General features: G+C 40.4%; 7 protein-coding genes. 3 read left to right on the top strand and 4 right to left on the bottom strand.

Annotation, left to right across the window (positions count from 1 at the left end; genetic code table 11):
• Window positions 1–44 precede the first annotated feature (44 nt).
• The 4 genes from ACO6S2_RS18360 to ACO6S2_RS18375 form a co-directional block, all read right to left on the bottom strand.
• Window positions 45–2,414 carry a TonB-dependent receptor domain-containing protein gene (locus ACO6S2_RS18360; protein ID WP_422360018.1) on the bottom strand — a complete coding sequence of 790 codons (2,370 nt, stop codon included), beginning with the start codon at window positions 2,412–2,414 and terminating at the stop codon, window positions 45–47.
• Between the two features lie 138 nt (window positions 2,415–2,552).
• Window positions 2,553–3,005, bottom strand: a complete 453-nt coding sequence (locus ACO6S2_RS18365) for a SecDF P1 head subdomain-containing protein (protein ID WP_422360019.1) — start codon at window positions 3,003–3,005, stop codon at window positions 2,553–2,555.
• A 25-nt stretch (window positions 3,006–3,030) separates the two neighbouring features.
• Window positions 3,031–3,573 (bottom strand): DUF4287 domain-containing protein, encoded by a 543-nt coding sequence (locus ACO6S2_RS18370; protein WP_422360020.1) that lies wholly within the window; start codon window positions 3,571–3,573, stop codon window positions 3,031–3,033.
• 104 nt (window positions 3,574–3,677) lie between these two features.
• Window positions 3,678–5,885 carry a TonB-dependent receptor gene (locus ACO6S2_RS18375; protein WP_422360021.1) on the bottom strand — a complete coding sequence of 736 codons (2,208 nt, stop codon included), beginning with the start codon at window positions 5,883–5,885 and terminating at the stop codon, window positions 3,678–3,680.
• A 154-nt stretch (window positions 5,886–6,039) separates the two neighbouring features.
• Between ACO6S2_RS18375 and tpx the strand changes: the two genes are divergently transcribed.
• From tpx to ACO6S2_RS18390, 3 genes are all read left to right on the top strand, one after another.
• On the top strand, window positions 6,040–6,540 hold the full coding sequence (tpx, locus tag ACO6S2_RS18380) for a thiol peroxidase (protein WP_422360022.1): 501 nt from the start codon (window positions 6,040–6,042) through the stop codon (window positions 6,538–6,540).
• 66 nt (window positions 6,541–6,606) lie between these two features.
• On the top strand, window positions 6,607–9,435 hold the full coding sequence (locus tag ACO6S2_RS18385) for a ligand-binding sensor domain-containing protein (RefSeq protein WP_422360023.1): 2,829 nt from the start codon (window positions 6,607–6,609) through the stop codon (window positions 9,433–9,435).
• A gap of 180 nt (window positions 9,436–9,615) precedes the next feature.
• A complete protein-coding gene (locus ACO6S2_RS18390) occupies window positions 9,616–12,819 on the top strand; it encodes a SusC/RagA family TonB-linked outer membrane protein (RefSeq protein WP_422360024.1) in 3,204 nt (1,067 codons plus the stop codon).
• Window positions 12,820–12,830: the final 11 nt, after the last annotated feature.

The raw sequence follows: 12,830 nt of genomic DNA on the forward strand, positions 1-12,830 counted from the left end.
ATCAAATGTGGATGTATCAAATATACATCACTTCCAAAAATAACCTACCGTCTTCTTCCTGAATAGGTCATAGCTTCTCCTTTGCCAAACCCATAACTAAAACCTAAGGTGACGAATCGCCCACGCAACGAACGATCGTAGAGGTTATATTCTGGTTGATTAACAAAACTCTCCCGAATTCTTGACGCAAACACATCTCTCACACTCATATTAATCACTCCCTTGCCATCCAGAATTTTCTTTCTAGCTCCCAAATTCAAAAATGCCATATTGGATACATGACCCTGAACGGTTTCATAGTCTCCTCGATAGTTACCTACTAGCTCAATATCAAAATCACGTGGGAGCTTCAATTTGGTAGTCAACTTCGTAGTCCATTGGTCGGCTGTAAAATCAAAGATTTGACCTTCCAATTCTCCGTTTCTCACGAAGTAATTATAATTGAAATCCGCATTGAAGGTCAGCCATTTCAGGGGTTCGTATTGCACATTCACCTCCAAGCCAGTAGCATTGTTTGTTCCAATGTTTTCAGGTCGGGTGATGTTTACATTGTCCTCAAAATAGGATATGCGTTCAATTACTCCTGTAGTATATCTATGATACACAGAGGTACTGAGTGAAATGACATCTTGATTGTAAACTGCCCCTACTTCATACGAATCAGTGAATTCTGGTAACAAGTCAGGATTTCCCTGTCTGATGTTAAAATTGTTTCTAATATTGAAGAACGGATTCAAATCCCAAAGTCTGGGACGATAGATCCGTCTAGAATACCCCCCTTGAACAGAGAGGTTTTCTTTTACTTTGTACGAGGCGTGAGCAGTTGGAAATATGTTGGTGTAATTTTGATGGTTCTTTTCTCCTGTGTTGGCCAAGAGCGTATTGAGTTCGGTATTCTCTACTCTCAATCCAAGTTTTAGTCCCCAGTTTTTCCTCTCGTAGGCCATAGTACCATACAATCCCAAAACGTCCTGGTTGTATTCAAAATCATTGGTTTGGGTAGAGTCAATAACATATACACCATTTTCTAGATTACGCACTGCATAATCATTTCCAACATCATTTAACAGATACTGCCCCCCGGTCTCTAGAGTAAAGTCATCTGAGAATGGTTTGGTATAATCCAGTTTGAATGTATACTTACCTTCATCAAAAGTCGTCTCTGTTTTCTGAACAGCATCCTGATCTTCATTGCCTCCTGTAGTTTCATCCAGAAAATCTGAAGACTGAGACTTGCCAAAAAAACTACCTGTAGCCGACACCAACAGGTCGTGATCCTTGTGATCTTCGAAATCTCTTTTATACTGCAAATCAAACTGGTATTTGGGATTGGTGGCTTCGGTTTCTTCGGATCTGTTCCATTGGGATACAACGTTTCCAGAACCATCTACCATCGAAAAATCCGTGCTGGATGGTTGGTCTTCCAGCTCCAGTGCATAATTACCAGACAAGGTGATCACATTGCGATCATTGATGTGATAGTCGGTACCCAAAATCACATTATAAAACTTTTCATTTCTGAATTCTTCCCCTTCAGAGTAAATGATCGTATCGGTCACCAAATCTTGATTGTTGGCTGTTTTATCTCTGGGCAGTTCCCTATATCCCACTCCAAACTGAGAAAAAAGATTGAATTTTTCGGTTCTATGATTCAAGCTAAACCCAATGCTATGGTTATGAGGAACTCCTGCATTGATAGACACAGATCCATTCGTGCCTTTTTTTTCTTCCTTTTTCAACACGATGTTGATGATACCGGAAGTACCTTCAGCTTCATACTTAGCCGATGGGTTGGTAATTACTTCCACGCTTTCTATCATATCGGCAGTGATGGAGCCCAAAGCATTGCCATCATTGCTGGCTGTAAGAATCGACGGTTTACCATCAATGAGAATTTGTACGCCAGTACTTCCACGCAAACTTACCTGCCCTTCGATATTCACATTTACTGACGGTACGTTAGTCAAAACATCTAGCGCACTAGCTCCTGCAACACTGAGATCAGCCCCTACATTGAATACTCTTTTGTCAATTCTAAACTCTGTTTGAGATTTTTCACCTTGCACCACTATTTCTTCCAACTGCTTGCTATCGCTTTTAATAACCACAGTACCCAAATCCACTCGATTGTTAGCCATCTGAAAATCACTAATTATTCTCTTTTCAAATCCGATAAAACTTATTTCAATTTCAAAATGACTTTCTGTAGTGTTAATAGCGAAGGCTCCCTCCAAAGAGGTAGTGGCTCCGGTAATAGGCTTCTTGGTTTCAGGATTAATGATAGCCACCGTCGCAAATTCAACTGGTGTATTACTCCCCTGCTCTACAACCTTACCAACAATTTGTATTCGCGTTTGCGCTTGAACGGTCAAAGAGATTAATACTAGTAGCGTAATAATTGTTGTTCGTATCATTAACTTGATTCATGTGAATTGATGATACAAAACAGGCTCAAATTTCAGAGAATAAGCCAATCAATTCTTTGAACGACAGGACTTTTGGCATGAACGGCAGATGTTTCTAAGTAATAAAGTCAGGAAGGGCGCGTATAGCTAGAAGTCATAATCGGCCTTGAGTTTTTCTCTTACCTCTTTGAGAGAGGAATTCTGAAATTTTTCTGTCACGGTAAACTTTCCACTTTTGATTTCTCCTTTTACTTCCATCACACATACCACTTCGTCATCCAGTACAAAAGCAAAATTCTTTCCAGTGTAAATTTTAGACATGATGGCTAATTTTTTCTTGCCCTCCTCAGACATGAGGATAGAAAATTTCCTTATTCCAAGCAGTTCGTTTTCTTCCATTGGGCTTACATCTACGAACTCCTCTGCTCCGATCAGCGGGTTGTCTAAAACACAGACCGTCGTCTTGGTATTGGCCAATTTCAACTTGCTGTAATAACATTGTTCCTCTTCTACTTCCAAATAAAGACCGTCAGCGTTTTTTTGAGCAAAAGTTGCCAAAGGAACATAAAAAAAAAGCAGTAGACTAAGGTAAAATCTCATGATGTCATTAAATAATCATATCGTCTTAAACAGATTGACTGTAGGCTTCCTGAATCCAATTACGCAATTCATCATCAATTTCCGATACTTCTGAAATCATCACTCTGTGTGTGCACATAGTACCAAAAGGTCCGGAATCACCTAGCCTTTCATTAGTTGGCTTATCTTTTAATTTAAACCCTAGATCTATTCTAGTCTTGGTGGCCGGTTTTATCAAAACAAATTGTCGCTTTCTAATGATACTCACACTCCCTTTTTTGGGAGTTATAGTCACATCGCTGCCTAGCGTTTTAATGAACTTGATCAATGCGTCATAGATTGGAACTAGATTTTCTTTGCCCTTGTATTGGCCTTCCACTAAACCTTCAGTGGATAGATTATCCTCTTTTGAAAGAGTAACAATTGTATTGGCAAACCCATGAGTAACCCCATGCTCTGTTTTCAAGTACTTTACTGCTTCCCCATGCTTAGCAAAGTTCTTTGCTTTAAGTAGTTTTTTCCATGCTTCCAATGACTTGCCCGTCTTGTCGGGCATATTATCAATCATGGTTTTGAGCGCCTGATCCATCGACTTAGAAAATTGATTCTGTGTACTAAAATAACAGTTTCAGAATAACTAATAGAGAAAAATGCATTTGGCCTCAGTCCAAATTGCCCTTCTGACTGTGCTTATTAGAATTTTATCTTGACAAAAGCTCTAAGAGAAAAAGGTGTACCTGGAGTAAAGTGGATTTCTTCTACTGAGGCGGGCTCGTTTTGCATTCGAGATTCGGTGGCAAACTGGGTTTCATTCCATTCTGTGTTGAGTAGATTTTCTATGTTTACCCCGAAAGTATAGTTTTTCACCTGATAACCCACATTCATATCCACTACCGTATAACCCGTGGCTACAATAGAATTGTCTTCATTGGCTGGACGATCTGCCATGTATCTATAGCGAATTCCTCCATAAAAACCCTGAGATCTCGCCACGCCCAATCCTCCCGAAGCCGTTAGACCAGGTGCAAGCGGCACATAGTTTTGTCCTTCAGGATCGTCCACACTACGGGCATGAGTGTAATTCACATCCTGGTTGAAAAACAACCAAGGGGTCAACTGATACCTATAACTTACATCTACTCCATATCGTCGAGTTTGTCCACTTCGCTCTACAATACCTGCATCACCTACATACACCAGTTCTTGCTCCAAGTCAAGTGACCAAAAGGCAAGATTCAGGAAGGACTTCGATGTAGGCTTTAATATAAACCCTACATCGTAGCCAAATGCTCTTGGTAAAATAATATCTGTTTGCCCAGTAGTAATAGCTCTCGAATCATTGGAATGAAATCCAAAACCACTCTTAAAATATAGCTGTAGATTTTTGGAATGATTGTAAAGCACGTTAAGTTTTGGGCTGGCTATGCCTTGGGATTCAAAGTATTGAGTTCCAGTCAGCCTATCATCGTAGTTGAACTTAAAATAATCGTATCGTACCATTGGACTCAACAACCATTTACCAAACTCTACATCCCATTGGGCATAAGCCGACAAATTGGCCTCATTGATATCTCCTAGCTGGATTTGCTCCAATGTAGTAATTCGATTAGCAGTATGCGACAACTCCACATCATTCACCTCATCATTTCTAATACTTCCTCCGATTTTTAAAAAACTTTCATGCGAGCCAAGATCAAAACTTCTATTCCACTCGCTGGTGGCCATGAGAATCTGACGACTTTCCTTCTGTCTAATCTGATCACCATTGATGGGGTCTTCTAAAAAGAAGGTGAAGTTTGAATACAATTCAAAATCATAAACTCCATAGTACAATTGATTGGAGATAAACGAGTGATCATCGATAGTTTTGATGAAGTCCAATTTCAAATTAGAACGGCTGGTACTCCCACCCTCAGTATCATCAATCGCTCCAAATCTTGTGATTTGACCTGACTCTACCGCACGTTGTGGAATTTGGCCTGATGCTGTCCATCCGCTAGTAAAGTGAGAAAACTGGAGTCCAATACGGTCTTCGCCAACCTGCGTATTGTACTTGCCCATCACATTGAATCGATTAAAATTCTGTGAACTTTCAAACGGACCATCTGACAAACTATATTCAGTGGCCAAGTAAGCCGATTGTTTTTTCTCATCCAACAGGTTAAACAAGCCAACCGTTCTAAAAGAATTGAACTGCCCACCTTCTACTTGGATCGAACTGGCATCCAGGCTGGATTTTGTACGAATATTTGCATAACCCGCCGTCGTAAAATTGCCTTTACTTCCATCATATGGTCCTTTACCAAAATTGATGTCCTGGATTAATTCTGGAATAAGGAAATGTAAATCTGAATAGCCTTGTCCATGGGCGTGTGAGACCATATTCACCGGCATGCCATCCACAGTCATATTGAAATCTGTACCATGATCAATATCAAAACCACGCAAAAATATCTGTTCAGCCTTGCCTCCACCGGCATGCTGACCAATCATCAACCCAGGAATGGATCTTAGCACTTGTTGTGATGAAGTGACTGGTGCTGTATTGAGGTCTATCTTAGTTAATGCCTGGATAGCGTTCAGGTCTGGGGTAACTGTCAGTTCGCTAAGTTCTACAACTTTTTCAGTCAATTCTATTTCAATTTTTTTGTCCCAGTCAGATACTATTACTTGCTGTGTTTTGTATCCAACGTAGCTTACCGAAAGTGTATCACCTAACTTCACAGCCTCTAAATGAAACCGTCCAATTTCATCCGTATGAGCATGAATACCTTTGCTTATATTGGTTACATATGCACCTGGTAATGGGTCGTTTTGTTGGTCGATGACTGCGCCACTTATTTTTTGCCCGAAGGCCCAACCATTCGCACACACCAAAACAAGTAGACAAATTAACCTCATGATCCTTTTTTATTTTCTAATTTGAATTCCCTTTCAATCATTCAAACGGCAAGTGTCTGTATTTACCCTACCCTAAATTTTGAACTTCTCGCAAATATACATCCACAGCAAGCAGTCAGTTCTTATATTTACTCAAGAAACTAAACATCTAACTATGGCTACCATAACATTAAAAGGAAATTCTATCAATACAGTTGGCAACTTGCCTGCCAATGGTTCTCAGGCACCAGACTTTGATCTGATAAAAAATGATTTGTCACATATCTCGCTAGCCGATTATAAAGGCTCAAGAGTGATTTTAAATATATTCCCAAGTATAGACACCGGTATTTGTGCAGCTTCAGTTCGTACATTCAATGAAAAAGCAGCAGGTCTGTCAAACACCAAAGTTCTATGTATCTCTCGAGATTTACCTTTCGCACAGGCAAGATTCTGTGGAGCAGAAGGAATCGACAGTGTAGAAACGGTTTCCGATTTTGCCACTGGCCAATTTGGCAAAGACTATCAGGTTACCATTGCTGATGGGCCAATGGCTCACTTGCACTCAAGGGCCATTGTCATTCTCGATGAAAGTCATAAAGTCATTTATTCTGAGCAAGTGCCTGAAATCGTTCAGGACCCTGATTTTGAAAAGGCGCTAGCCGCTTTGGCATAATTAGCCATAATCAGCTAAATTTCAGGGTGATTTCCTCTAGCCCAAACGGAAATTGAATACGCATTTATGAGAAGTTGCCCTGAAAAAGTATACCTACTGGTATTTACCGTTTGGACTATTTGCTGTGCGCCCGCACTAGCACAGAATTTCCCCGTTGGCTTACCAGAAATTAAAAACTATACTTCCAAAGACTACGAATGGCATCCTAAAAACTTCCAGGTTGTCCAAGGACAGAATGATCTCATCTACATTGGTAATAGCTATGGTATTCTGGAATTTGACGGTAAAATGTGGAGAAAGATTTGGCTACCAAGCCGGTTGGATGGTCACTCCTTAAATGTTGACCTTAAGGGAAATATTTATGTGGGCAGTTTCAATGAATTTGGACAGCTCATACACAATAATACGGGTATTTCTCACTACGAATCTCTTATTGATTTTGAAGACCCGATAGGAGAAATCACGGGTATTTGGACTACGGACTTTGAAACTATTGTAACTACTAAAACAGCCATTTACCAATACACTGATCGTTCATTTAAACTTCTCTTCAACATCCCTAAGGGTTTGGCCTTCGTTCAGGTTGTGGGTAGAAACCTCTATTACCAATCCGATGAGGTACTTACCATTTTCGATCTGGCAAATCAACAAGTCAACAAACAAGAAAGAAAAGAACAAACAATTATTGGAATAATAGGGAGTGAGATTATTACTCAAAACGGAGACTTTGTATCTCTAACATCCAACTCCAGGCAGTCTCCCAATTACCTTCCTCCCGGCTTTGTAACATCCAAAGCCATTAAATTACAATCCAACCTTATCGCACTAGCCAGCCAAAATCAAGGGCTTGTCATACTAGATGAAAATATGAAGCTCCTTCATCACATCAACAGTCAGCAGGGACTTCTTTCAGACAATATTTTTGATCTGTACGAGGACAGAGAAGGAAACCTATGGCTAGCACTAGATAATGGCATCAGCCATATCACTCTGAACACTCCATTTACACACTATGGCATTTCTAATGGTATACGAGGGATGGGATATGCTTCTGCCGTACATAGAGAACGCCTTTATTTGGGTACTAGTCAAGGTGTTTTTGTCCACAAATCTCAAAGCGAGTTTAAACCCATAAGGGGGACAGAAGGACAGGTCTATGAGTTTAAATCAATGGGTACTAAATTATATATTGCTCATGAAAAAGGTCTGTTTGTTTTAGAAAACGGAAGACTTAAACTCATTTTCGATCAATATAAAGTATGGACGATTGAAACAGTTCCCAACCAGAAAGAGCTTCTACTTCTGGGTACAGAGCATGGGCTTTATGTATTAGAACCAGGTTCAAAAACACCCAAACCTCTGACTTCATTCGACGAATCCAGTAGAGTGATTACTTTCGATGCAGACCAACGGCTTTGGGTTTGTCATGGAAATAAGGGACTTTTTAGAATGACTATAGATTTTGAGCATAAGAAGGTTCAAAACAAAGAGTTCTACTCCCAAAAGGATGGGAATTTGCCTGCGTATATCTCATTTGCCAGCCTGTCAAAAAAAGGACTTCTATTCTCCGCAGAAAATGGTGTGTATCAGTTTAACCCTTCTGATAAGACCTTCCACCTCGATCAGGAAATCAGCTCCTTTTTAAAACATAATTTTTATGTTGATAAAATTATTGAGGGAACCTTTCAAAGTCTTTGGATCATTCAGGATAACAAAATCACCAAACTAGACCCACTGGATAATGGTAGCTACACGCTTCTACCGGAGAATGTTATTACTGAGCTTAATGGAAATCTAGTAGGTAGTTATGAATACCTACACGTATATGACAGCAACAACGTGGTGATTGGCACTCAGGAGGGGTTTGCTCATTTCAACGTGAATGCCAATATCAACTACCGTATAAATAAACAAAACAATAAAAAAAAGACTATCATACGAGAGGTCAAATTTGAACAGACCGACTCGACCTGGCTTGCGCCCACTAAGGGTTCGCAATCACTTTCACTGCCTCATGATTTCAACAATGTGACTTTCACTTATGCTTCAGGTTATTACCAATCGCGCGAACAAATCAAATTCAGTTTCTATCTAGAAAGTGAAACTGACACAGAGGAACTCAATTGGTCAGATTGGCATGAGTCCAATCAAAACAGCTTTAAAAATCTGGCACCGGGAAAGTACATCTTCCATGTCAGGTCCAGAGGAGATTTATTCAAATATTCTGAACATACCTCCTATCCATTTCTCATTCAGAGTCCGTGGTATGCCACTCGGATAAGCGGTATCCTTTATACCCTGATTATCATAATCGTTGGAACCTTGATCTATAAAGTAAGAGTAGCCAAACTCAAACGAGAGAAAAAGGAAGCACTACTTAAAAAAGACGAGGAACTCGAACAACAAAAGCTCCTGGCAGAGACTGAAAAAATAAGGCTGATCAATGAACGGTTAAAAGAAAAAGTTCTTCTAAAAAACAAAGAACTCGGAAGTGTAGCGCTGGAAATCACAAAGAAAAATGAGTTTTTGGGTCAATTGAAAAAAGGACTAGCCCAAATTGCTTCGTCAGTAACTAAAGATTCGGAGCAAAAAATAAAGAGGTCTATCAGAAGCATAGATCAAAACATGCGATCAGACAACAACTGGGAAAGATTCGAAATGTACTTTGACGAAAGTCATCAGGATTTCATTAAAAAGCTAAAAGAAAAACAACCCGATCTGACCAAGTCATCCATTAACTTATGTGCATTCATTAAACTTGACCTATCTACAAAAGAAATTGCGTCGCTGATGAATATCTCAGTAAGTGGTGTAGAAAAACGTCGCTATCGTCTACGAAAAAAACTCAACCTAGATTCAGACATCAATCTTCAAGCTTTTCTTGAATCCATTTAACAGGTTTTATAAATCTCAATTCCATTTCATTCAACTCACTGACAATCTGATTATTACAAACGGGGTGTCCTGTTTTTGTCTAGGCTAAATTCAAAAAGCAGGTGCATTTTGTCCAGCCTCATTTTTTCTACTCATACAGATAGTTTGATTCCTTCGAAGCAAACAAAAATCACAAATACTATGAATAAACTTTACAAAGCACTTCTATCGTGCCTTTTGCTTTGTTCCACACTACCTACTATAGGACAGGAAAACAAAGTATCAGGTATGGTAACTGGCGCTGAAGATGGTACGCCTTTGATTGGGGTAACCATTCTTGGTAGCTCAGGTTCAGGTACAGTCACCGATATAGAGGGTAAGTACTCATTAATGGCTGCTCCAAATGAAATACTGCAGTTTTCATATATCGGCTATTTGGCTCAGTCCATTGAGGTGGGTAACAGGTCTACGCTTGACATAGCTCTACAGCCCGATTTACAACAGCTTGATGAAATTGTAGTTACGGCACTCGGTATCGAAAGAGATAAAAAAGCCTTGGGTTATTCTATCACAGAGGTAGGCAGTGAAAATATCGCCAGAAATGGCGAAATCAATGCAGTCAATTCGTTGGCGGGAAAAGTAGCAGGAATAAACATTTCTACTACCACAGCTGGCCCTTCAGGGTCTTCTAGAGTCATCATCAGAGGAATTAGTGAGATCGATGGCAGCAACCAACCTCTTTACGTCATTGACGGAGTCCCTGTAGACAACGGTACATTGGGGCAGGCGACTCAAAACGGTGGGTTTGATTTAGGAGACGGTTTGTCAGACATAAATCCAGATGACATAGAGTCTATCTCTGTGCTGAAAGGTGCTTCTGCTGCAGCACTTTATGGATCCAGAGCACTCAATGGTGTGATATTGGTAACCACTAAAAAAGGATCCAAAAGCGGAAAAGGATGGTCCATTGACTTGAACAGCACTGTCACTTTGGATAAGATTTCAACCAAACTTGATGAACGCCAGCAAGTGTATGGTCAGGGTGCAAATGGCGCCTTACCTGAGTCTATAGACCGAGCCAGAAACATCACCTCTTCTTGGGGAGCACCATTAGATCCGTCCTTAACCGTGACGCAAGTAGATGGTACAGATCGTCCTTATGGATTGGTGGATGATAATATCCAGGGTCTGTTCGATACCGGAGTGACTTACAACAATACCATAGCCCTGTCAGGAGGAAACGAAAACTCAAATGTTAGATTATCCTTTACAGATATTGATAACTCTGACATTCTTCCTAATAGTGGTCTGGATCGCCAGAATGCAACTTTGAGAGCCTATTCTAAATTGGGCGAGCATGTGGAGATAGATGGTAAGCTTTCATATATTACTGAAAAAGTGAACAACCGCCCTGCACTAACTGATGAAGTCACCAATATTGGTAACGGCATCATTGGCCTGGCACCCAACTTCGATCAAGCTTGGTTAGAAACTTATAAAAATGACGATGGTACCTACCTGGACTACACAGGAAATATCTATAGAGCCAACCCATACTGGACCATCAACGAAACTTATAACCACAGTGAAAAGGATCGTATTTTAGGTTTTGGGTCTGTTAAAGTAAACTTCACAGATTGGCTATCGCTCAAAGTAAGAAGCGGTTTAGACTATTTCACATTCAATCATCATGAGTTTTACAACAAATACACCCCTACCAAAGAGGGTGGCCAAATGGTGGATCTCACGACCACGCTGAAAGAAACAAACAATGACTTCTTGTTGTCAGCTAACAGGGACATAACCGATGACTTCAACATTGGCTTGAGTGCGGGAGGAAATTTGATGCACAGCAAATCGTCTTCAACCAGAATAGATGGGTCGGAGATCATAATCGAAGGTGTAGATGGATTGAATAACTTTCAAAACATCATAGTCACACCGGGAGGAGCAGAGAAAAAAGTTAATTCGCTCTATGGATTTGCTAGCTTCTCTTATAAAGAATACCTGTTTTTGGACGTGACAGGGAGAAACGACTGGTTCTCTACCTTACCTGAAAAAAACAGATCACAGTTCTATCCTTCTGTATCCACCAGTTTTGTATTGTCAGAAGCTGTTGATTTAGGACTAAATGCTTTGAGCTTTTTTAAACTAAGAGCCTCTTATGCTGAAGTAGGCGGTGATGCCAACCCTTATCAGTTAGCTAACAACTATTCATTGACAGGCATTTCTCATTTGGGTATTCCTTTGGCTGAAATCTCGGGTAATCAAATCAGTAACCCTGATTTAAAACCAGAAAGAACTAAATCCATTGAGCTAGGTACTGATATCAGATTCTTTGAAGGCCGATTAGGTTTAGACTTTGCCTATTACACGACTACTACCGATGATCTCATTTTCAATGCTCCCGTTGGAGAAACCACCGGTTTCCGTTCAGCTATAGTGAATTCGGGACAGTTGAAAAATGAAGGTATAGAGCTGCTGCTCACCACAACCCCTCTTAAGCTTTCAAACGGTTTGCAATGGGACCTGTCCTTGAACTTTGCTAAGAACAAAACAACCGTCGAATCCTTGCATCCGGATATCCCTGTTATTACCATCGCTGATGCAAGATGGGCAGGTGTGAAGATAATCGCAGAAGAAGGGTCTGATTTTGGTTTGATCACTGGTCGAGGCTTTTTGCGTGACAACAATGGAGAAATCATCCATGGGGACGATGGTATGCCACGATTGACCGAAGACCCTATCGAACTTGGTACCACCCTACCCGATTGGACAGCAGGTGCTATTTCTACCATTTCATACAAAGGATTTGCCTTAAAAGCATCGTTCGATGTGCGAATGGGCGGAGATATTTTCGCGGTGACGAATATGACCATGTATGGTTCTGGCGCTCATCCTGAAACCTTGGATGGAAGAGAAGGTTGGAACGACTATGCACAACGAAATCGGGACGCAAGAGATGCCTGGGTAGACGCTGGTAATGCCCCGGAAGACTTTGTAAATCTACCTATTGATGGTGGTTACATCGGACATGGAGTAAAAGAAACAGCTACATCTACTGATGATAATCCAGAGTATGAAGCTAACGATCAAATCGTAAACCCTGCAGACTACTGGAATTTTGTGTCCAGCAATGTGCCTGAAAAATTTGTTTACGATGCGAGCTACATCAAACTTAGAGATCTTTCATTGGCCTATTCTTTACCAAGATCAGTTTTGGATAAAACACCTTTCACCAATGTTCGGATTTCGGTAATTGGTAGAAACCTTTGGACACTCTACAAGAATGTACCCAATATCGACCCTGAATCAACCTACAATAATGGCAATGGTCAAGGTTTGGAATATGGTTCCTTACCAACCAGAAGACATTATGGTTTTAGTGTAAATGTTTCATTCTAAAAACAGCAACC

This window comes from Reichenbachiella sp. (assembly GCF_965233835.1).
Taxonomy (GTDB): Bacteria; Bacteroidota; Bacteroidia; order Cytophagales; family Cyclobacteriaceae; genus Reichenbachiella.